The organism is Allofournierella sp. CML151 (genome assembly GCF_027853465.1).
GTDB lineage: Bacteria > Bacillota > Clostridia > Oscillospirales > Ruminococcaceae > Allofournierella.
On record NZ_JAPNNW010000016.1, the window covers coordinates 13,176 to 34,293 of the forward strand.

Here is a 21,118-nt window from a genome sequence, read left to right on the forward strand (position 1 = left end):
AAAAATCCCCGATGGGTTTCCATCGGGGATTTTTGTATACTCGGTTATTCCTCCGGCCGGGCCCAGTCGAGACTGCGGCCCACGGCCTTGTGCCAGCCTGCCAGCAGCTGATGGCGCTTGTCCTCGGCCATGTCGGGGGCGAAGTCCACATCACAGCTCCACAGGCGGCTGATCTCGCCGGTGTCCTTCCAGACGCCCACCGCCAGACCGGCCAGGTAGGCCGCGCCCAGGGCGGTGGTCTCCCGAATCATGGGGCGGCGCACCGCCTTGTTCAGGATGTCCGCCTGGAACTGCATCAAAAAGCGGTCCCGGGAGGCGCCGCCGTCCACCTTCAATACGCTTAAGGGGATGCCGGTGTCCTTCTCCATGGCAGCCACTAAATCCGCCGACTGATAGGCGATGGACTCCTGGGCCGCCCGGATGATGTGCTCCCGCTTGGTGCCCCGGGTGATGCCCACAATGCAGCCCCGGGCGTACATATCCCAGTGGGGCGCGCCGAGGCCGGTGAAGGCGGGCACCAGATACACGCCGCCGGTGTCCTGCACCTTCTGGGCGTAGTACTCCGCATCCCGGCTTTCGGTGAAGAAGCGCATCTCGTCCCGCAGCCACTGGATGACCGCGCCGCCCACGAACACGCTGCCCTCCAGCGCATACTGCACCGGCTGGCCCTTCACGGTGGCGGCGATGGTAGTGAGCAGGCCGTTCTGGCTCTGGTGGCGGGTCTCGCCGGTATTCATTAAAAGGAAGCAGCCGGTGCCGTAGGTATTTTTGGCCTGCCCGGCTTCAAAGCACCCCTGCCCGAAGAGGGCGGCCTGCTGGTCGCCCGCGATGCCCGCCACCGGCACCTGCACCGGGCCGATGGTGGTATAGCCGTAAATCTCGCTGGAAGAGCAGACGGTGGGCAGCATGGCCCGGGGAATGTCCAGCAGCTCCAGCAGCTCGTCGTCCCAGTCCAGGGTGTCGATGTTATACAGCATGGTGCGGGAGGCATTGGTGCGGTCGGTCACGTGGGCCGCCCCGCCGGTGAGCTTCCAGACCAGCCAGGTGTCCACGGTGCCGAACAGGATTTCGCCCTTGGCGGCCCGTTCCCGGCTGCCGGGCACCTGGTCCAGAATCCACTTGATCTTGCTGGCGGAGAAGTAGGCGTCCGGCACAAGACCGGTCTTTTTGCGGATCATGTCGCCGTAGCCCTTCGCCACCAGCTCGTCGATGATGGGGGCGGTGCGGCGGCACTGCCACACGATGGCGTTATAAATGGGGCGGCCGGTCTCCTTTTCCCACAGGATGGTGGTCTCCCGCTGGTTGGTGATGCCGATGCCCGCGATGGCCGCCGGGTCCACCCCGCTTTTTGCCACCACCTCCATCATCACGCTGTACTGGCTGGACCAGATCTCCATGGCGTCGTGCTCCACCCAGCCCTCTTTGGGGTAGATCTGCTCAAACTCCCGCTGGGTCATTTCCAGGATGTTCTGCTCCTCATCGAACAGAATCGCCCGGCTGCTGGTGGTTCCCTGGTCCAGGGCAAGGATATACCGGCTGCTCATTGCATTTCCTCCTTTGCCGCGCCCTGGGCCTCCAGCGCGCGGGTGGTCACAAAGTCCGCCCCGGTGCCGCACACGTTGGCCACCGCCACCTGGCCAAGGGCCACCGGTGCGGTCAGCTCCAGGCCGTCCAGCGTTTGCATGGCTTCAAAAATCAGTCCCTTGGGAATGGGTTTGGTGGTCTTCACCGGGCAGCGGGGATGGGCCGCCCCCCGCACGGCCACCGTGCTGGTGATGGTGCGGGTGGGGTTCGTTAGTTCTATTTTACCATATTCTTCGCCCCGTGGGCAGGTATTTCCCGTCACTTTGTACCCATCGTTCTCGTCCACGCGCAGACGGCAGCCCTTGGGGCACACAATGCAGATCAGTTCCTTCATGCCTGTTCCTCCTCTACCGCCACTTCCAGCGCGCCCTTTGCCTTTGCCAGCAGGGCGGCGGGCAGGGTGATATGCTCCATCTCGCCGGGGGCCAGATGCTCCCGCTTGAAGCGGGCCAACGGCTGGCCCTCACTGGTGACCACCACCGCCGAATTGCCGTACACCCGGCGCACCCGGAAGAAGATTTCCAGCTTTTTGTCCACCGCTGCCGGGCGGACTTTCTGTGGCACGGTGTAGCCCACGCCCTCGCCGTTGGTGATCTCCACCGCCGGGCCGTGGTTTGTCTGGCCGCTCGCATACCGGGCGGCGGCGGCGCCGGCCCGCTGGCTCTCGGCGGTGACGAAGTCCACCAGATCGTGCACATGCACCACGTTGCCGCAGGCGAACACGCCGGGGGCGCTGGTCTCCATGTTTTCAAATACCACCGGCCCCTTGGTGCGCGGGTCCAAAGTGATGCCCGCGCCGCTGGTGAGCTCGTTTTCCGGAATCAGGCCCACACTCAGGAGGATGGTATCGCAGTCAAAGACCATCTCGGTGCCGGGGATGGGGCGGCGGTTTTCGTCCACCTTTGCCACCACGGCCCGCTCCACCCGGTCCTTGCCCTGGATGTCGATGATGGTATGGGAGAGATACAGGGGGATATCGTAGTCCTGCAGGCACTGGACGATGTTGCGCATCAGGCCCCCGGAATAGGGCATGACCTCCACGCAGGCCAACACCTTGGCGCCCTCCAGCGTCATGCGGCGGGCCATGATGAGGCCGATGTCGCCGCTGCCCAGGATCAGCACCCGCTTGCCCACCATGTAGCCTTCCATGTTCACATACCGCTGGGCCGCACCCGCAGTGAACACGCCCGCCGGGCGGGTGCCGGGGATGCCGATGGCGCCCCTTGTGCGTTCCCGGCAGCCCATGGCCAGCAGGATGCTTTTGCCCCGCAGCAGCCGGTAGCCCAGCGTTTTGCTGATGGCCTGCACGGTATGGGCCTGGGCGTTTACCTCCAGCACCATGGCCCCCAGCATCACTTCGATGCCGGTGCCCTCCAGCTGCTGGATGAACCGCCCGGCGTATTCCGGGCCGGTGAGCTCCTCTTTAAAATGGTGCAGGCCGAAGCCGTTGTGGATGCACTGGTTCAGAATGCCGCCCAGCTCCTCGTCCCGCTCTAAGATCAGCACCTGCTCCGCGCCGTTTTCCCGGGCGCTCAGGGCGGCTGCAAGGCCCGCCGGGCCGCCGCCCACCACAATTACATCATATTCCTGCCGGTCTGTCATACGGTTTTGTCCCCCTTTGCCTGTTTCGTCCGGCCGGTGAGCAGAATGCTCGCCGCCCCCTCCTGCGGGATGTCCAGCGGGCTTTTGCCCAGCTCCCGGCTTAAAATCTCCATCACCCGCGGCCCGCAGAAGCCGCCCTGGCAGCGGCCCATGCCCGCGCCCACCCGACGCTTGACCCCGTCGATGCTGCGGGGCGGGATGGCCGTATGGCAGGCGGCGATGATCTCGCCCTCGGTCACGGTCTCGCACCGGCAGATCACCCGGCCATAGCTGGGCTCCCGGGCGATGATCTCCGCTTTTTCCTCGCCGGTCAGTTCTTTGAAGCGAATCCGGGTGCGTCTGGTCACCGGGTTCGGTTTCTCCGTCAGAACAAGGCCCGCCCGCTCGAGCAGGGCCACGGCCTCCTCACCCACCGTGGCAGCGGCGGAAAGGCCCGGGCTCTTCATGCCCGCCAGGTCCAGCATACCGGGGGCCGCCCACTGGATGACGAAGTCCGGCCGGTCGGTGTTGGCCCGGATGCCCGCAAAGTTGCGGATGCAGGCGGAAAGGTCCACGCCGGGCACGCTTTTGCGGGCGCTTTGCGCCACCTGGGCAAGGCCCTGGGCGGTGGTGGCTGTGTCGGCGGAATCGGGAATGTCCTGGGCGTTGGGGCCGACGATCAAGTTGCCGTGTACCGTGGGGGCCACCAGCACGCCCTTGCCCGCGGCGGTGGGGCACTGGAAGATGACCCGGCCCACGGTATTGCCGGCGGATTTGTCCAGCAGGTAATACTCGCCCCGGCAGGGTTTCGTCACAAAATTCTCCGGCGCGGCCAGCGCGTGCACTTTGCCCGCGTCCACACCGGCGGCGTTCACCACAAAGCGGGCTTCAAAGTCGCCCTTTGTGGTCTCGATCTTCCAGCCGCCCTCGATGGGAGCAAGGCCGGTGACCCGGGTTTCCAAGCGCAGGTCAGCCCCGTTTTCCACCGCGTTTTCCGCCATGGCCAGCGCGAACTCCCAGGGGCTCACGATGGCCGCGCTGGGCGCGTGCAGGGCGGCGGTGATCTCCGGCGAGAGGTTCGGCTCCAGCTCCCGGGCGGTTTCGCCGCTTAAAATCTCCAGCCCTGGCACCCCGTTGGCGATGCCGTTTTCATACAGCCGCCGCAGGGTCTTCTCCTGCTCGGGGCCGAAGGCCACCACGAAGCTGCCGGTCTGCTTATAAGGCACATCCAGCGCGGCGCAGATTTCCTTTGCCATTGCGCTGCCCCGTACGTTCAGCCGGGCCATGGCGGTGCCGGGCTCCGGGTCGTAGCCCGCGTGCAGAATGGCGCTGTTGGCCTTGGTGGTACCCATGGACACATCGTTTTCCGCTTCCAGAATCAGCACGCTGACCTGCTTTTTCGCCAGGTGGTATGCCACCGCCGCGCCGGTCACGCCGCAGCCGATGATTGCCACATCTACCATAACTGTTTCCTCCTTTTATTCCGCAGCCTGACCCAGCCGGAAGGTGAGCTTCACCGGGTTGTGGTCGCTGTAAGCAAAATTGGTGTCGATATTTTCCGCCGTGGCGGTGATGTTATCCGAAACGATAAACCCGTCCAGCACGGTGGTGTAGTTGACCCCCGGCTCCCAGGGAATGTCTGCCGTGCGGCAGGTGGGGGTCTGGTACTGGTTTTCCGCCCGCTGGAGGGAAAAGCCCTCGGGCAGGTCCTCGTCGGTGAGCTGGGCCACCCAGCCCGGCAGCTGCTGGCCGCTTTCAAAGGCCTCGGCCATCCCCTCGCCCAGGGCGTGGTTGAAGTCGCCGCCCACGATCACGTAATTCCCCTTTTCGTATTCCTCACGCATCACGCCGCAGAGCATTTCCAGCTGGCGGGCCCGCACGGTGCCGCCCTCGTCGTAGGCGGACATGTGGCTGTTGATGAGCACCAGCTCTCCCCCGCCCTCCACCGGGATGCGCAGCTGGGCAAAGCAGCGGTCCAGGTCGGTGAATTTTACAAAGAAGCTCTCGTCCACCGGGTAGCTGCGGCGCACCGCCTCGCTGACCGAATACCGGCTGAAGGTGAGCAGGCCCGCGTCCACCGCGCCGTGGGGGTCGTGGAAGGGGTAGAACAGGTACCGGGTGTGAAAGTTGGAGGCAAACACCGCGCCGTAGCCGGGCAGGCCCTCTTTCAGCAGGGCGCTCTGGTCCACCTGCCAGCTGCGATGGGCGTCCACGTCCACCTCCTGCAGCAGCAGGAAGTCCGCGTTCTGGGCGGCGATGGTATCCAGCGCGCCCTGGGTGTTGGCCAGCACCGCATCCTTGCTTTTGGCCTTGCCCCAGCGGCCCTGCACCGGGGTGCCGTCCGCCATGGTGCCGGTATCCATGAAGAAGCTGTAGTCCGGCCCATAGGCCCCGAAGCCGATGTTGTAGGTCAGGGCGGTGTAGTCCTGCCCGGGGGCCAGCTGCCCAGCCTGGGGATTTTCCACTGCCAGAACCTCCCCGTCCGGAATGCGGTAATAGCCGGTTTGCAAATAGAGCACATAGCCGCCCACCGCCAGCACCAGAGCCAGCAGAAGCACCAGCAGCGCCAGTGCGATTCGTTTGAACCATTTTCGTTTGGGTTTTGTCATCATGCACCTCGTTTTGATCGCTGAATTTCGGGGCAGGCTCGCCCAACTGGGCGGTGACACGGCCTTCCAGGTGGCAAAAAAGAGCAGCAGAAATACACCGTCATGGCGTTTGTTCTGCTGCTCTTCACTCTTGCACAGGCCGGAGCCTGCCGAAAGCCCCGGGCATTTTTTTGGCGGCACCGTGGCCGCGTTTATTGGTCATACTATTATTATAGAGGCCGCTGCCGCCGGGGCGCAATGGGCAGACCCGCAAAAAATATCCCCGGCTTTTTGTGCCATGCGCACAAAGCGTTGTGGGGCCCGGCTTTTGGGTGCTATAATAGGTATCATCACAAACGAAAAGAGGATGCCCCATGATCACCCCGCTGCCCGCTCTGCTGGAGGAAAACCCCATCATCATCGCCATCAAGGACGAGGAGGGCCTTTCCCGCTGCCTTCAAAACCCGAAGCCGGTGGTGTTTGTTTTGTACGGCTCGGTGGTGAGCATCCCGGACATCGTCCGGCGGCTGAAAGAGGCGGGCAAGACCGTCTTCGTGGACGTGGACCTGCTGGACGGCCTTTCCGCCCGGGAGGCGGCGGTGGAATATCTGGTCGGGGCCACCGAGGCGGACGGGGTCATCAGCACCAAGGCGGCGCTGGTGCGGCGGGCCAAGGCCCTGGGGCTTGCGGGGGTGTACCGCACCTTTTTGTTGGACAACATGGCCCTGCAAAGCCTGCGCAAAAGCGGCGGCAGCCAGTGGGCGGACTTCATCGAGATTCTGCCCGGCCTGATGCCCAAGCTCATCGCCCGCTTAAGCCACGAGCTGAACGCACCACTCATTGCCAGCGGCCTGATTGCCGACAAGCAGGATGTGATCGATGCACTGGGCGCGGGCGCGGTGGCGGTGTCCAGCACCTGCCCGGCGGTGTGGGAGCTGTAACGCCGTTACAGCCGTCGGTATTCCCGCGCGATGCACACCCCACCTGCCCCGGCCATTCCGATGCCCAGCATCAGCAGCCACACCCGCCAGGTGCAGAACAGATGGCTGGCATACGGCCCCAGTACCGTATACCAGGCCTGATAGGGCTGCTGGCTTTCAATCAGAGCAAACAGCAGCGCCGCTGCCGCCAGCACCACTGCCGCCGCCATGCGAAAATGTGCCTTTGCCCGCCGGGACTGCTCCCGACCGTCCGGCTGCTCCAGATCTCCCGGCTGCGCCGGGCTTTGAGCGCCGAACAGCAGGGCATCGGCGCTGACCGAAAAGACGCCGCACAGCTGTTCGAATTTTTCCAGCACGCCGGGCGGGAATTCCGCCCGCCGGATGCGTCATCCTGCTCAAACATACAAAAAAAGTGCCCCGGCCAGCGGACTGCTGGCCGGGGCACTTTTCTGTTTTTTTGCCGCGGGGGCTCTGCTCTGCGCTTAGCCCTCGATCTGGATGCTGCGGGAGGCGGGGGTGACTTCGCCCTTCTTGGGCAGGGTCAGCTCCAGAATGCCGTTGTTGTAGGCAGCCTTGATGGCGGTGGTGTCGATGCCGCTCACGTCGAAGCTCCGGCTGAAGGAACCGAACTTCCGTTCACGGCGCACGTAGTTGCCCTTGTCGTCCTTCTCGCCGCTCTCGGAGTTGTGGCGGGCGGTGATCATCAGGTTGTCACCGTTCAGGTCGATGGCGATGTCCTCTTTGTTGAAGCCGGGCAGCTCCGCCTCCATCAGGTAGGAATCGCCCTTATCCTGAATGTCGCAGCGGAACTGGCTCATATCGCCGAAACCGGTGAACAGGCTGCGCTCCATGTTATCCAGATAGTTGAACAAACTGTTTTCTTCACGGCCAAACGGAATCATACCAAACATAAATTGCTCCTTTGCTCCGCGCCATTTGAAATGGATTTTTATTGTAAAGCGGTGCGCATGGTACGCGGGGGCTGCACCGCTTTGTCAATCGGAATTGTCCGGGTCGGCTTCCAAGGACCCTTGCCCTTGGCTCCCGTTCCCTTTTGACAACTATATTCTACCGCCGGTTTGTGACATAAAATCGGTTGATTTATGAACATTTTGTTAATTATTAGCACTCTACCGCTTAGAGTGCTAATTCATTTTTCCTACCCTTTCCGCCATAGATTTTTGTCGCAAACCTTCCCATTTCAACCCTGCTGCCGGGCACCCGGCCGCTTGACAAATATATCGGCACCTGATATAGTTATATCGGAAGACGATATAACGCTTTCCGAGCAAGCGAAAAGGAGGGCCGCAGATGAACGAACACATCGCGCTGACCGAGGCCTTTTATTACATTCTGCTTTCGCTGTATCAGCCGCTGCACGGCTACGGCATCATGCAGAAGGCCGAGGAATTTTCCGGCGGGCGGGTGCGGCTGGCGGCGGGCACCTTATACGGCGCGCTGAACACCCTGCAGGACAAGGGCTGGATTGAGGCGCTGCCCTGCACCCCGGGCAGCCGGAAGAAGGAATACCGCATCACCGCCGCGGGCCGCGCCGCCGTGGAAAACGAGCTGGCCCGGCTGCGTGAGCTGGTGAAAAACGGCGAACAGGTCACAGGAGGGAATCCGGTATGAAAAAGATCATCCACCGCACGTTTTTTATCTGGAACTTTGAAAAGGAGATCGCCTGGCTGAACGAGATGAGCCGCCAGGGCTGGCAGCTGTGCCGGGCGGGGTTCTTTGTGTATGAATTCGAGCAGGGCGAGCCGGACGAGTACCAGTACCAGCTGCAGCTGCTGCGCAAGGCCGACCCGGATTACCTGGCCTTTCTGGAGGAGACCGGCATCCAGGTGGTGGGCCGCTGCCTGAACTGGATCTATCTGAAAAAGAAATCGGACGGCCAGCCCTTTGAAATCTTCTCGGACCTGGAGGGCGTGCTGCGCCATCTGGACGGCGTGCTGGCCCTCTGCGGCGTGATCACGGCGGCGAACCTGCTGCCCGGCTTTGCCAATCTGGCCAACAGCAACCTGCACCAGCTCAGCTGGCTGAACCTGGCGCTGGCCGCCGTGGGCGCGTTTGGCTTCTGCAAGCTGTATCTGCGCCGCCGGGCGCTGACCGCCGGGCAGGACCTGCACCGCTGACCGTTGCCCCGCCCCGCCCGCCGGGGATATAATAAAGAAAAAAGGCAGGTGTGCAACCATGACCGACGACGAGCTGCTGTTTTTTGACTCCATGCCCCAAATGCTGCCCATCTACGAGGCGTTTTGCCAAGGGCTTGCGGACCGGGGCCTTGCCTTCACCGCCAAGGTGAGCCGCACCCAGATTTCGCTGCGCAACCGGTATGTGTTCGCGGCGGTGTCGCTGCCCTGGCGCAAGGTGAAGGGCTGGCCGGAGGAATACCTGCTGGTGAGCCTGGGGCTTTCCTATCGCAAGGAGTCCCCCCGGGTGGCGGTGGCCACCGAGCCCTACCCCAACCGCTGGACCCACCACATCCTGCTCACGACCCCCAAAGAGGTGGACGCCGAGCTGCTGGACTGGACCGAAGAGGCCTACCAATTTGCCCTCATCAAATGATGTTAACAAACCGGGCGAAAGCGGCAGGTTTGGTTGGTGGCCTTTTGCCGCGGCTGGCGGTATACTGAAAGTGCAGAATACACAAGCCAACAGGAGGTTTTACCCATGATCTTTGCAAGCGGTTTGTATCACGCCCGCAAAAAGAGCGGCCTTTCCCAGGAGGATGTGGCCGGAAAGCTGGGTGTTTCCCGCCAGACCATCTCCAAGTGGGAAACCGGAGAAACATTGCCGGACATCCGCCAGTCCAAGCGGCTGGCCGTTTTGTACCACATCACGCTGGACGAGCTGGTGGAATACGATTTCGACGAGCAGCAGGCCCGGGAGATGATCGACAGCGTGAGCGAGGAGGCCCAGGCCAAGATCGACTGGAACAAGGTATGGAGCAAGAAATACCCGGTGCTGGCCACCTACCACAAAACGGTGCGCATCCAGGACTACGCCCCTCAGCTGCGGGAGATGCTCACCCAGCTGCAGGTGGAATACGGCTACAACACCACCGACGCGCTGCTGGTATTAAAGGACATTCTGGCCCGGGTCTGGAAGGGTCAGATGTGATATTTCAGAAAGGACACCCCATGGACTACACCCGCGAAGAGCTGGCCGAAGCAAAGCGCCAGATCGACTCCACCCTGCACAAGCTTCGCCAGACGGTGAAGACCTTTGAAGCAAAGGAAGACCCGGCCCGCTACAAATCCCAGCTCACGCTGGCAAAGCGGCGCATCGAGGCCTTCACCATCGCCAATGAGCTGATCCAGCGGGAGCTGGACACGCTGGGCCGGTAATTTTACCGCAGCCGGGGCAATTCAAATTGTTCCCCGGCTGTTTTTTTGGTATAATGGGAAATAATTCACCCAATCGTTTTTGATCCCTGCGAGGTATCTCGTTATGCCCATCGACATGAAGCTGGTGATCTCCGGCCAATTCAAGGAGCTGGTGCGCCGGGGCAATGTGGACAAGATCACCGTGACCGCGCTGATCGAGGAGTGCCACATCTCCCGCCAGACCTTTTACTACCATTTTCAGGACATCAACGACGTGATGGAGTGGTCCGTCCGCCGCGAGACCGAGCAGCTGCTGCGTCAGAGCCTGGAGCTGCCCCAGCTTCGCTGCGGTCTGGAGCTGCTGATCGCCCACACCGCCGGGCAGTTCGACGTGCTGAACAAGCTGCTCTGTTCCCACCGGCGGCAGTGCTTTACCGACGCCCTCACCGCCTGCGTGCGGGTCTTTCTGAACGGGCTGCTGGAACGCTTCCGGCCGGACTTCGCGGTGAACCAGCCGGACCGGGAGGTCTTTCTGGATTACAATTCCCGGGCGCTCACCGGCGTGCTGCTGGACTACGGCGACCGCCGCGAGCTGGACGCCGCCCGGCTTTCCGCCCAGCTGGAACGCATCCTGCTGCGCCAGCTGGCCGAGCCGCTGGAAGAGATGTGACATCAAAACAAAACAACGCCCGGCCCTGTTGTAACATGGGCCGGGCGGCTTGTTTTTGCCCGGAGAACGGGCCTGCACGGCCGGTTTTCCCCACCTGCAACCGCCGGTTGACAAATTGAACAGCAAACTGGGTGGCGGGTAACCGGCGCTTTTGCTACAATGAGAGCAACAAAACAGAACCTGTAAGAAGGAGTTGTGGGAATATGATCTTAGCAGAAAAAATCATGAAGCTGCGCAAGGCCCAGGGCTGGTCCCAGGAGGAGCTGGCGGTCCAGCTGGGCGTGTCCCGGCAGTCGGTGTCCAAGTGGGAGTCCATGGCCTCCATGCCGGACCTGGATAAGATTTTAAAGATGAGCGAGCTGTTCGGGGTGAGCACCGATTATTTATTAAAGGACAACGCCGCCGAAGAGGAGGGCTGCGCCGCCCCCATCCTGGAGGAAGGCCCCGCGCCCCGGTCCATCTCGCTGGAGGAGGCCAACGCTTACATGGACCTGAGCGAGCGCTGCCACAAATTCATTGCGCTGGCGGTGGCGCTGTTCATCCTGTCGCCGGTGCCGCTGGTGGCCATTGCCGGTATGGCAGAGCACGGGCGGCTCGCCCTCAGCGAAGACGTGGCCGCCGCCATCGGCCTGCTGTGCCTGTTCGTGATCGTGGCGGCGGGCGTGGCCATCCTGCTGCCCAGCGGCATCAAGCTGGAGCGGTATGAATTTCTGGAAAAGGAGCCCATCGCCCTGGAATACGGCGTGGCGGGCATCGTGGAGACCAAGCGGGAGGCCTTTGCTTCCACCTACCATTCGGGCCTGGTGGTGGGCATCGTGCTGTGCATCCTGAGCGTGGTGCCGCTGTTCTTCTGCATGGCGCTGGAATCCGAGCTGGCCTGCGTGTTCGCGGTCTGCCTGCTGCTGACCCTCATCGCCGTGGGCGTGTACATCATCATCCGGGTGGCCTGCCTATGGGAGACCTACGAAAAGCTGCTGGAGGAAGGCGACTACACCCGGGAGCACAAGGCGGAGAACCGGCGCAACGACCCCTTCGCCGGCTTCTACTGGTGCCTGACCACTGCCATCTATCTGGCGGTGAGCTTTTACACCGGCCAGTGGGCCCGCACCTGGATCATCTGGCCGGTGGCGGCGGTGCTGTTCGCGGCGCTGCTGGCTCTGCGCCGGATGCTGCGCCAGCCCCGCTGACCTTCTGCCCCAGACCCGAGTTCCCCGGGTCCGGGGCTTTTTTGCGCCTGTCCTCCAATCGCATCTGGCAAAGCGCCGCCGGGTGTGATATGGTATTGTTGGATTGGCCCACAGCCCGCCCCCCACCGCGGCGGACACGGCCCGAAAAAAACTCCGCGCCGCCCGGCGGCCGGGGGGAGGACGTTATGAAAAAAACAGCCATCATCAACATCTACAACTTCATCCGCAAGTCCCACGAGGAGCCCAGCCGCTTCATTCAGGACGATTTCGACACCATCCGAAAGCAGATTCAGCTGGTGCGGCAGTACGGCCTGCCCGCCACCTACGCGCTGAAATACGACGCGCTCACCGACCCCCGCTACCAGAAGCTGCTGCGGGAGGAGACTGCCCCCCAGGACGAAATTTCCGCCTGGTGGGAGATCACCCGGGAGCTGTGCGAAAAGGCCGGGGTGCGCTTTCGCGGCCAGGTGACCGAGGAGTTCGACGAGCGGGTGAACAGCGCCTACTGCATCGGCTACGAGCCGGAGGAGCGCAAGCGCCTGGTGGACGCCTACATGGACACCTTCTTTTCCGTCTTTGGCCGCTACCCCAAAAGCATCGGCTCCTGGGTGCTGGACACCGTGACTTTGGAATACGCCGCCGAACGATACGGCATCACCGCCGCAGCCACCTGCCGGGACCAGATCGGCACCGACGGTTTTACTTTGTGGGGCGGCTGGCCCAACGGGGTCTACTTCCCCAGCCGCCGGAACGAGAACCTGCCCGCCCAGGACCCGGCGAACCAGCTGCCGGTGCCGGTGTTCCGTCTGCTGGGGCCGGACCCCATCTACAACTTTGAACAGAACCTGCGCCCGGACTTGTACGGCATGGTGTTCACCCTGGAGCCCGCCTGGCTCACCGGCCGGGACGAGCAGTGGATCAGCTGGATGTTCGACACCATCACCAAGGAGGACTCGCTGGGCATCGGCTACGCCCAGGTGGGCCAGGAGAACAACTTCCTGTGGGAGAACATCGGCCCCGGCCTGCTGCCCCAGCTGAATCTGGTGGAGCGTCTGGCCAAAGAGGGCCTGGCCCGGGTGGAGACCATGGCGGCCAGCGGCGAGTGGTTTTGCAAAAAATACCGCATCACCCCGCCCATGACCTGGCAGGCTTCCCACGACTGGAACACCGCCCACGACCTGAGCGCCCAGTGGTACGCCTCCTGCTGCTACCGGGTGGGCTTTCTGGGCGAAAAGGGCCGTCTGCGGGTGCGGGACTTCTTCCTCTACCGGGATGAATACCTCTCCCGCTACCGCCGGCATGCCATGACAAACGCCAAGAGCAGCTTCGACGCCCTGCCCCTGCTCTTCCCCCAGCTTTGGGCCGGGCAGGACGACCCCCGGCCCTTCATCCGGCTGGTGGGTGCGGACGGCGCCGAGCCGGAGGGCCGCATCCGCTTTTATGCCGAAAGCGAGACCGAGGCCCGAGCCGAGCTGACCGACCCGGCAACCGGCGCGCTGCTGGCTCGCTTTTCCATGCTGCCGGACCGGCTCGTTCTGGAAGGCGAATCCGACCTGATCTTCGACCGGCTGCCGGTGTTCCGCGCCGCCGAGGGCCGGTGCGTTGAGATGATGCATGAGGGCTTTGCCTACCGCTTCACGGTGGAGACCGGCACCCTGACCCGGGCCGGGGCAGACGGGGTGCGCATCGCCCCGGAGGCGAGCAAAATCTGCCTGCTGCTGGCGGATACTCCCCTCACCGAATCCATGTTCACCGCTCAGTATCTGGAAGACCCCGCGCCGCTGGACAGCGTACAGACCCAGTGGACGGAGAGCGGAGCCGTGCCGCCCTTCACGCCCCGGCTGGACCCGCCCGAACGCGTGTTCCCGGCGGGCACCCAGGCCAGCATCACCCTGACCGCCCGGCAGGAGGGCGTTCTGCGCTATACCACCGACGGCACCCTGCCCGACGAGCATTCCCCGGTGTATACCGGGCCCATCCCGCTGCAAAAGGATACCACCCTCTGCGCCCGGCTCTTTCTGGCGGATGGCCGGGTGAGCGAGCCGGTGTGCGCCCACTACCAGTTCGTCCTCACCGGGATGGAGCTGCAAAGCCCCACCTGCTTTGACCCCCGACCGGTGTTCTCGGCGGGCGGCATTCAGGGACTGCTGGACCCCCGGCGGGGCAGCTGCGACTACCTCTGCGGCCAGTGGCTGGGCACGCTGGAAAATCTGGACGTGACCGCCCTGCTGCCGGAGGAAACCGAGGTCGAGAGCATCGGGCTGGGCTTTTTGTCCCACCACCGGTCCGGCATCGTCTTCCCGGAGTATATCGAGCTGTTCACCGGGCCGGACCCGGAGCATCTGACCTTAAAGGACACGCTGCACCTGCCCTGCGCCCCCTGTGCGCGGGAGATCGCCCGGCAGGATTTTGTCTTCCCGGTGAACGAGCCGCTGCGCTGCTTCCGGCTGGTGGCCCACCGCTACGCCAAAATGCCCCAGTGGTGCGCCTACAAGGGCGTGCCCGACGTGTTCACCATGGCAGACACCCTGCTGGTAAAACCAAAGCAGGCCTGAGATTTTTGAAAAAAGCAAGCGCCCCGGCGGCCAAAAAAACGGCTGCCGGGGCATTTTTGTAACCGGCGGGCAGAAAAACCTGCCCGGCGCGTAACCACCCGTCGCTTGTGGCGGCGGGCGGGATGCACTACAATAAAAGCAGAAGGAGCGTGGCGCACATCCACCCATTTAACCCGAACAAGGAGCACACCATGGAACTGAACCGGATGAAGATCGGCGCGGCCATCGCGGCCCGCCGCAAAGAAAAGGGCCTGACCCAGGAGCAGCTGGCGGCCCGACTGGGGGTGAGCGCCCCGGCGGTGAGCAAGTGGGAGACCGACACCTCCTACCCGGACATCACCCTGCTCTGCCCGCTGGCCCGGGCGCTGGGCACCAGCGTGGACGCGCTGCTGCAATTTGAGGAGACGTTGAGCGATGAGGAGGTGGTGCGGCAGGTAAACCAGCTGCTGGAAACCGCCATGCGCCAGCAGCCGGACGGCTGGCAGGCCGCCGAGCGGCAGCTGGAGGAGTTACTGCACCAGTACCCCAGCTGCACCGCCCTGCAGTACAACGCGGTGGCCAGCTACGACGCGCTGACCATGTTCTTCCCCGCGGCGGGCGAGGAGGTGCGCACCCGCTGGCGGGCCCGCAAGCGCCAGTTGCTGGAGCAGGTGCGCGAAAGTGGCAACGCCGCCTACTGGCAGACTGCCACCATCGGGCTGGCGGTGCTGGAGCTCACGGACGGCGACGCGGAAACCGGCGCGGCGCTGCTGCGCCAGCTGCCCGAGCGGGTGGGCGACCCCACCGGGGCCTGGGCCCAGTATTACCTGAAAACCGGCCAGCCCGGCAAGGCGCTGGAAACCATCCAGAAGCAGCTGTACAAGCTGATCAGTCAGGCCCAGAGCCTGCTGGCCACCATGATGGACCCGAAGCTGCTGCCGGAGCCGGAGCGCCAGCGGGCGGTGTGCGAGGTCTATGGAGCGCTGGCTCGGGCCTTCGATTTCCCGGACATGAGCGCAGGCCTTGCCATGGAGCTGTGCCTGCAGGAGGGCCAGCCGGACGAAGCCGCCGCCTGCTTTGCCCGGTATGTGGAGGTGCTCACCGGCCCGCCCGCCTTCCCCCGGGCGGACATCTTCGCCCCGGGCGTGACCGCCAAGCACCCGGAAAGCGCCCAGGCCAGCCACCGGGAGCTGCGCCGCCTGCTGCTGGATGAAATCCGGCAGGAGGAAAAATACCGTTCCCTAATGGACCACCCGGTGTTCGCCCAGGCTCTTACCCGGCTGGAAAATAGCATTTGACCCTTTCCGTTCCACACAGAAAAACCGCCCCGGCAGCCGAATCGCTCGGCCGCCGGGGCGGTTCTTTTTCTACTCGTTTAAACCTGCGCTCAGGCCAGCTTGGCTTCCAGGTTGGCGCGGATGGCGCGGATGAATTCCAGGCTGTCCACGGGCTTGGTTTCCACGCCCTCGGCCAGGCCGCACAGGTCCTTGGTCATCACGCCGCTGGCCAGGGTGTCCAGGCAGGCGGCTTCCAGGGTCTGGGCGAACTTCACCAGAGCCTCGTTGCCGTCCAGCTCGCCCCGCTTTGCCAGCGCGCCGGTCCAGGCGAAGATGGTGGCCATGGGGTTGGTGGAGGTGCTCTCGCCCTTCAGGTAGCGGTAGTAGTGGCGGGTCACGGTGCCGTGGGCGGCCTCGTACTCGTAGTTGCCGTCCGGGCTTACCAGCACGCTGGTCATCATGGCCAGACTGCCGAAGGCGGTGGAGACCATGTCGCTCATCACGTCGCCGTCGTAGTTCTTGCAGGCCCAGATGAAGCCGCCCTCGCTGCGCACCACGCGGGCCACCGCGTCGTCAATCAGGGTGTAGAAGTATTCGATGCCCGCGGCCTCGAACTGCTCTTTATACTCCTTCTCGTAGATCTCGGCAAAGATGTCCTTGAAGGTGTGGTCGTATTTCTTGCTGATGGTATCCTTGGTGGAGAACCACAGGTCCTGTTTGGTGGACAATGCGTAGTTGAAACAGCTGCGGGCAAAGCTCTCGATGGAACTGTCCTTGTTGTAGGTGCCCTGCAGAACGCCTGCGCACTCGAAGTCATAGATGGTCTGGCGCAGCTCGGTGCCGTCCGCGCCGGTGAACACCAGCTCGGCCTTGCCGGGGCCGGGGATGCGGAACTCGGTGCCCTTGTACACGTCGCCGTAGGCATGACGGGCGATGGTGATGGGCTTTTTCCAGGTCTTGACCACCGGCTTGATGCAGTCCAGCAGGATGGGCGCGCGGAACACGGTACCGTCCAGCACGGCGCGGATGGTGCCGTTGGGGCTCTTCCACATCTCGTGCAGGTCATACTCGGTCATGCGCTGGGCGTTGGGGGTGATGGTGGCGCACTTCACCGACACGCCGTACTTCTTGTTGGCCAGAGCCGCGTCCATGGTCACCTGGTCGCCGGTGGCGTCCCGGTTGGGCAGGCCCAGGTCGTAATATTCGGTGTTCAGCTCCACAAAGGGGCACAGCAGCTCCTCCTTGATCCACTGCCACAGCACGCGGGTCATCTCGTCGCCGTCCATCTCCACCAGGGGGGTGGTCATCTTGATCTTTTCCATCGGCTTGTCCTCTCTTTCTCTCGTTTTGGGGGAATCGGGGAAAGCGCGTTACGCGCCCAGCTCCCGCAGAACCTTGTCCATGATCTCCACGCCCTGGGCGATCTGCGCCTTCGAGGGGGTGGAGAAGTTCAGCCGCACGCTGCGGCAGGGCGCGTCGGTGGTATAGAAGGCGCTGCCCGGCACCACCGCCAGCTTATTCTCCAGGCACTTTTTCACGAAAGCGTCGGTGTCCACTGCTTCGGGCAGGGTGGCCCAGAGGAACATGCCGCCCTCGGGCTTGATGTAGGTCATCCGGCCGGCCAGTTTTTCGTCCATTTCGGCCATCATGTAATTGGCCTTGTCCCGGTAGATGTCCTGCAGGCGGGCCAGGTGGGCGTCCATGTCGGTCTGGGTCAGGATGCGCTCGCAGACCCGCTGGGCCCACACGTTGGTGTGCACGTCGCTGCCCTGCTTTGCCACCACCATCTTGCCGATCAGATCCGGCTGCCCGGCGCAGAAGGCCAGGCGCATGCCCGGGCACAGCACCTTGCTGAAGGACCCGGCATACACCACCGCGCCGGTGGTGTCGAAGTGCTTGATGGGCGGAATCGCTTCGCCGGAGATGCGCAGTGCGCCGTAGGGGTCATCCTCCAGCACCGGCACGCCGTAGCGCACCGCCAGCTCGCAGATGGCCTTGCGCTTTGCCAGGCTGGTGGTGTAGCCGGTGGGGTTCTGGAAGTTGGGGATGCAGTAGAAGAACTTGGGCTGCTGGTCCCGGAAGACCTGTTCCAGAGCCTCCAGGTTCACGCCGTCCGCCTCCAGGGGCACACCGGCCAGCCGCGCGCCGAAGCTGCGCATGGAATTGTAGGCGCCCAGAAAAGCGGGCTCCTCCACCGCGATCACATCGCCCTCGTTGCACAGCAGCTTTGTCATGAACTCGATGATCTGCTGGCTGCCGCTGGTGATAATGAGATCATCCGCATCACTCACCACCGGCCACTGACGGTTGGCGTAGTCCCGGGCGGCTTTGCGCAGGGGGCCGTAGCCCTCGGTGACGGAATACTGCAGCATGCCCACCGGGTCGGTGGCCAGCAGCTCGTCGCTGAATTTGCGGATGGTGTCCGCGGGGAAGCTGTCCGCCGCCGGGTTGCCGCCCGCAAAGCTGATCAGCTGCGGGTCGCTCATCTGCTTGAGCAGCTCGCGGATGATGCTGGGCTTCATCTGTTTGACCTTGTTTGAATAACGGAATTCCATGCTGAATCGCTTCTTTCCTTTATAAAATATACCCAGTCGGCGTCGTTTTCTTGTGCCACACCGGCTTTTAATGGGGGATGGAGGCGTAGCTGCTCTCCACCGTGATGACGCAGAAATAATCCGGGCGGCGGCTGCGCACTGCCTGCTTGATGGCCTGTTTCAGGTCGGCCTCGTCCATCTCGAAGCCCGCGGGGGTCACGCAGTCGAAGATCAGGTTGGTGTGGGTGGGGCCCGCCACCATGCGCAGGTCGTGGATGGTCAGCGCCGGGTCGATGTCCTTCACCAGCTCGCCCAGCCAGTGGCGGGCGTCGTTCACCTTTTCGTTGCTGGTGATGATGGGGTCAAAGTGGATGACCACATGCAGGTGGTCGTTGTCCCAGAAGTCCCGCTCGATGTTGTCGATCACATCGTGGCTTTCCATCACGTCGCCCTCAGCGGCCATCTCCACATGCACGCTGGCGAACTGACGACCGGGGCCGTAGTCGTGCACCATCAGGTCATGGGTGCCCAGCACGCCCGGGTAGCTCATCACCTTGTCGTGGATGTAGTGCACCAGCGCCTCGTCCGGCGCCTGGCCCAGCAGCGGGTCCAGCGTCTCCTTGATCAGGCCCGCGCCGCTGTACAGAATGAACACCGCCACTGCCAGGCCCATCCAGCCGTCCAGCTCCAGCGGAGTGAACCGGCTGATCAGGGTGGCCAGCAGCACCGCGCCGGTGCTGAGCACGTCGTTGCGGCTGTCCGCCGCGGTGGCCTGCAGGGTGGAGGAGTCGATCAGCTTGCCGATGTGAGTGTTGAACACCGCCATCCACAGCTTCACCAGGATGGACGCCGCCAGCACCGCCACCGACAGCCAGCTGAACACCACCGGGGTGGGATGCAGAATTTTGTCCAGACTGTTCTTGGCCAGCTCCACGCCGATGACCAGCACCATCACCGCCACCGCCAGACCCGCCAGATATTCAAACCGGGCGTGGCCGTAGGGGTGGTCCTCGTCGGCGGGCTTCTCCGCCAGCTTGAAGCCGATCAGGCTCACAATGTTGGAGGACGCGTCGGACAGGTTGTTGATGGCGTCCGCCGCAATGGCGATGCTGCCGAACACGGTGCCCGCGATGAACTTGCCCGCGAACAGAAGCAGGTTGCAGCAGATGCCCACCACACCGGCCATACGGCCGTAAGCGCCGCGCACGGCGGGGTCGCGGGTGTTCTCATGGTTTTTCACAAAAAGCCGGATCAGGGCTTTGGTCACGTTGAATCCTTCCTCTCTTTGGGCGAACCGAACCGGATTATTCGATTCACCGCTTTATTATAGCATAGCAAAAGCCCGTTGACCAGTGGTTGTACGGGCTTTTTGCGGGATACCGCCTGTTTAGCCGGTGTGGCACAAGAAAACGCCGGCTGTTTTATCAGTTCTTCGTTTTTTTCAGGTCGGACACCGGGCGGCGCACGCCCTTGTCGTCGATGTAGTCGGCATTGTCCAGCTGGCTGCGCAGGCTCTGCTTCATCTCGTCGATGTACTCCCGGCGCAGGGCGGCCTGCTCGGCCTTTTCAGCCTCGGTGAGGCCCTCCTCGGTGCGGGATTTTTTTGCCAGCTCGTTGATGCGGGCAATCTTTTCCTTGGTCATATTCTATGTCTCACTTTCTGTGTTCATTGCTTTTGGGATACAAAGGCAATACCGCGCAATTCCAGATGGTGGAGCACGCCGGAAAATTTTGGCGTGATACGCCGCCTGAGCCGGCAGGCGTGAATTGTGCGGGGTTGCTTTTGGATATAAAAGTTATTGTAGCAGATTTTACCGTAAAACGCAAAGTCAGCCCGGCATTTCTGCCGGGCTGACTTTGCAACAGCGATTATAAGGAAGCTTTCCTTTACAGAGGAAAACGGAGATGGTTGTCTGGGCCCGGCTCGGCACTGCAATGCCTCGCATCGCCGGGCTCCAGTGTAAGTGCGCAGCGGGCAGCAATTCGGCCCTGGCCGCCCTGCCGCAGCAGTAATACCGGGTTTTGAAAGACGATTGTCTTTCCTTCGGTCTACGCTTATTATCTTACAGGCAAATTGTGGATAAATCGTGATAGGCCTATAAACATTCTGCGAAAACCGTGAAACGCGGGGCCGCTCTGGCGCGGCGGGGCAAAACGTGATACAATAGCGCCAAAGGGCCGCTTCTCCAAAAGGCCCGCACAAAGGAGATTTTTCCCTATGGCAAACCGCCCCAATTACCCCAAAATGATGGAACAGGTGCTGCTGAGCCTGGGCGACACTCGCCCCCGCCTTTTGCTGCACGCCTGCTGCGCCCCCTGCTCCAGCGCCGTGCTGGAGATACTGTGCGGCTTTTTTGATATTACTATTTTATATTATAACCCGAACATCTGGCCCGCATCCGAGTACCGCCGCCGGGCGGACGAATTGCACCAGTTCGTGAAGCAGGCAAAGCTGCCGGGCATCACGCTGGTGGAGGAGGGCTACGACCAGAGCGAGTTTTACACCGCCGTGGCCGGGCTGGAGGCAGAGCCCGAGCGGGGCGGCCGCTGCACCGTGTGCTACCGGCTGCGGATGGAGCACGCGGCCCAATACGCCGCCGCCAACGGCTTCGACTGGTTCTGCTCCACCCTCTCGATCAGCCCCCGCAAGGACGCGGAGAAGATCAACGCCATCGGCCGGGAGCTGGAAGAAAAATACGGCGTGCGCCATCTGCCCAACGAGTTCAAGCGCAAGGAGGGCCACAAGCGCAGCCTGGAGCTTTCGGCCCAGTACGGCCTCTACCGGCAGGACTGGTGCGGCTGCGAATTCTCGGCCCGGGGCAGCGCCCCGAAGCCGGAGGAACCCACCCCCGCAAAATAATTTTATCCCTCTCGCCCCGCGCTGGCCCAA

23 protein-coding genes are annotated in these 21,118 nt (G+C 63.0%); 12 read left to right on the forward strand and 11 right to left on the reverse strand.

Annotation, left to right across the window (positions count from 1 at the left end):
• Window positions 1–44: 44 nt before the first annotated feature.
• The 5 genes from glpK to PH256_RS11350 are packed head-to-tail and all read right to left on the reverse strand — an operon-like array spanning window position 45 to window position 5,777.
• Window positions 45–1,544 (reverse strand): glycerol kinase GlpK, encoded by a 1,500-nt coding sequence (gene glpK / locus PH256_RS11330; RefSeq protein WP_270914273.1) that lies wholly within the window; start codon window positions 1,542–1,544, stop codon window positions 45–47.
• A complete protein-coding gene (locus tag PH256_RS11335; RefSeq protein WP_270914274.1) occupies window positions 1,541–1,918 on the reverse strand; it encodes a DUF1667 domain-containing protein in 378 nt (125 codons plus the stop codon). Before PH256_RS11335 ends, glpK begins: the two co-directional genes overlap by 4 nt.
• Entirely contained in the window at window positions 1,915–3,186 is a 1,272-nt protein-coding gene (locus tag PH256_RS11340) for an NAD(P)/FAD-dependent oxidoreductase (protein WP_270914275.1), read from the reverse strand. The genes PH256_RS11335 and PH256_RS11340 overlap by 4 nt, the downstream gene beginning before the upstream one ends.
• Complete coding sequence (locus PH256_RS11345; RefSeq protein ID WP_270914276.1) at window positions 3,183–4,628, reverse strand: NAD(P)/FAD-dependent oxidoreductase; 1,446 nt, start codon at window positions 4,626–4,628, stop codon at window positions 3,183–3,185. Before PH256_RS11345 ends, PH256_RS11340 begins: the two co-directional genes overlap by 4 nt.
• A gap of 15 nt (window positions 4,629–4,643) precedes the next feature.
• The gene (locus tag PH256_RS11350; RefSeq protein WP_270914277.1) at window positions 4,644–5,777 is read right to left on the reverse strand and encodes an endonuclease/exonuclease/phosphatase family protein; all 1,134 of its coding nucleotides are present in this window, start codon (window positions 5,775–5,777) and stop codon (window positions 4,644–4,646) included.
• Window positions 5,778–6,127: 350 nt separating this feature from the next.
• On the opposite strand from PH256_RS11350, the gene PH256_RS11355 reads away from it, so the two are divergent.
• A complete protein-coding gene (locus PH256_RS11355) occupies window positions 6,128–6,694 on the forward strand; it encodes a glycerol-3-phosphate responsive antiterminator (RefSeq protein WP_087184960.1) in 567 nt (188 codons plus the stop codon).
• A gap of 5 nt (window positions 6,695–6,699) precedes the next feature.
• On the opposite strand, the gene PH256_RS11360 is transcribed toward PH256_RS11355, so the two are convergent.
• Together PH256_RS11360 and PH256_RS11365 are read right to left on the reverse strand one after the other, a co-directional pair.
• Entirely contained in the window at window positions 6,700–7,050 is a 351-nt protein-coding gene (locus PH256_RS11360; RefSeq protein WP_270914278.1) for a hypothetical protein, read from the reverse strand.
• A 126-nt stretch (window positions 7,051–7,176) separates the two neighbouring features.
• A complete protein-coding gene (locus PH256_RS11365) occupies window positions 7,177–7,596 on the reverse strand; it encodes an Hsp20/alpha crystallin family protein (protein WP_270914279.1) in 420 nt (139 codons plus the stop codon).
• Between the two features lie 409 nt (window positions 7,597–8,005).
• On the opposite strand from PH256_RS11365, the gene PH256_RS11370 reads away from it, so the two are divergent.
• The 9 genes from PH256_RS11370 (at window position 8,006) to PH256_RS11410 (ending at window position 15,715) form a co-directional block, all read left to right on the forward strand.
• Entirely contained in the window at window positions 8,006–8,326 is a 321-nt protein-coding gene (locus PH256_RS11370; protein ID WP_087184957.1) for a PadR family transcriptional regulator, read from the forward strand.
• Complete coding sequence (locus PH256_RS11375; RefSeq protein ID WP_270914280.1) at window positions 8,323–8,832, forward strand: DUF2812 domain-containing protein; 510 nt, start codon at window positions 8,323–8,325, stop codon at window positions 8,830–8,832. Before PH256_RS11370 ends, PH256_RS11375 begins: the two co-directional genes overlap by 4 nt.
• A 58-nt stretch (window positions 8,833–8,890) precedes the next feature.
• Complete coding sequence (locus tag PH256_RS11380; RefSeq protein WP_270914281.1) at window positions 8,891–9,265, forward strand: DUF5655 domain-containing protein; 375 nt, start codon at window positions 8,891–8,893, stop codon at window positions 9,263–9,265.
• Between the two features lie 105 nt (window positions 9,266–9,370).
• The gene (locus tag PH256_RS11385) at window positions 9,371–9,820 is read left to right on the forward strand and encodes a helix-turn-helix transcriptional regulator (RefSeq protein WP_270914282.1); all 450 of its coding nucleotides are present in this window, start codon (window positions 9,371–9,373) and stop codon (window positions 9,818–9,820) included.
• Window positions 9,817–10,047, forward strand: coding sequence for a hypothetical protein (locus PH256_RS11390; RefSeq protein ID WP_442866662.1), 231 nt, complete (start codon window positions 9,817–9,819; stop codon window positions 10,045–10,047). The genes PH256_RS11385 and PH256_RS11390 overlap by 4 nt, the downstream gene beginning before the upstream one ends.
• Window positions 10,048–10,150: 103 nt before the next feature.
• Window positions 10,151–10,696 (forward strand): hypothetical protein, encoded by a 546-nt coding sequence (locus PH256_RS11395; protein WP_270914284.1) that lies wholly within the window; start codon window positions 10,151–10,153, stop codon window positions 10,694–10,696.
• 203 nt (window positions 10,697–10,899) lie between these two features.
• On the forward strand, window positions 10,900–11,883 hold the full coding sequence (locus PH256_RS11400; protein WP_270914285.1) for a helix-turn-helix domain-containing protein: 984 nt from the start codon (window positions 10,900–10,902) through the stop codon (window positions 11,881–11,883).
• A gap of 185 nt (window positions 11,884–12,068) precedes the next feature.
• A complete protein-coding gene (locus PH256_RS11405; protein WP_270914286.1) occupies window positions 12,069–14,438 on the forward strand; it encodes a chitobiase/beta-hexosaminidase C-terminal domain-containing protein in 2,370 nt (789 codons plus the stop codon).
• A gap of 122 nt (window positions 14,439–14,560) precedes the next feature.
• Entirely contained in the window at window positions 14,561–15,715 is a 1,155-nt protein-coding gene (locus PH256_RS11410) for a helix-turn-helix domain-containing protein (RefSeq protein ID WP_270914287.1), read from the forward strand.
• 89 nt (window positions 15,716–15,804) lie between these two features.
• On the opposite strand, the gene PH256_RS11415 is transcribed toward PH256_RS11410, so the two are convergent.
• The 4 genes from PH256_RS11415 to PH256_RS11430 all read right to left on the reverse strand — a co-directional run bounded on the left by PH256_RS11415 (window position 15,805) and on the right by PH256_RS11430 (window position 19,871).
• On the reverse strand, window positions 15,805–17,016 hold the full coding sequence (locus tag PH256_RS11415; protein WP_270914288.1) for an NADP-dependent isocitrate dehydrogenase: 1,212 nt from the start codon (window positions 17,014–17,016) through the stop codon (window positions 15,805–15,807).
• 48 nt (window positions 17,017–17,064) lie between these two features.
• On the reverse strand, window positions 17,065–18,249 hold the full coding sequence (locus PH256_RS11420) for an aminotransferase-like domain-containing protein (protein WP_270914289.1): 1,185 nt from the start codon (window positions 18,247–18,249) through the stop codon (window positions 17,065–17,067).
• A 67-nt stretch (window positions 18,250–18,316) separates the two neighbouring features.
• Window positions 18,317–19,495 carry a cation diffusion facilitator family transporter gene (locus tag PH256_RS11425; protein ID WP_270914290.1) on the reverse strand — a complete coding sequence of 393 codons (1,179 nt, stop codon included), beginning with the start codon at window positions 19,493–19,495 and terminating at the stop codon, window positions 18,317–18,319.
• 157 nt (window positions 19,496–19,652) lie between these two features.
• Window positions 19,653–19,871 (reverse strand): DUF896 domain-containing protein, encoded by a 219-nt coding sequence (locus PH256_RS11430; RefSeq protein WP_087184946.1) that lies wholly within the window; start codon window positions 19,869–19,871, stop codon window positions 19,653–19,655.
• 65 nt (window positions 19,872–19,936) lie between these two features.
• On the opposite strand from PH256_RS11430, the gene PH256_RS11435 reads away from it, so the two are divergent.
• Both PH256_RS11435 and PH256_RS11440 read left to right on the forward strand, forming a co-directional pair.
• The gene (locus PH256_RS11435; protein WP_270914291.1) at window positions 19,937–20,083 is read left to right on the forward strand and encodes a hypothetical protein; all 147 of its coding nucleotides are present in this window, start codon (window positions 19,937–19,939) and stop codon (window positions 20,081–20,083) included.
• A gap of 363 nt (window positions 20,084–20,446) precedes the next feature.
• Window positions 20,447–21,088 carry an epoxyqueuosine reductase QueH gene (locus PH256_RS11440; protein ID WP_270914292.1) on the forward strand — a complete coding sequence of 214 codons (642 nt, stop codon included), beginning with the start codon at window positions 20,447–20,449 and terminating at the stop codon, window positions 21,086–21,088.
• The last annotated feature ends 30 nt before the right edge of the window (window positions 21,089–21,118 follow it).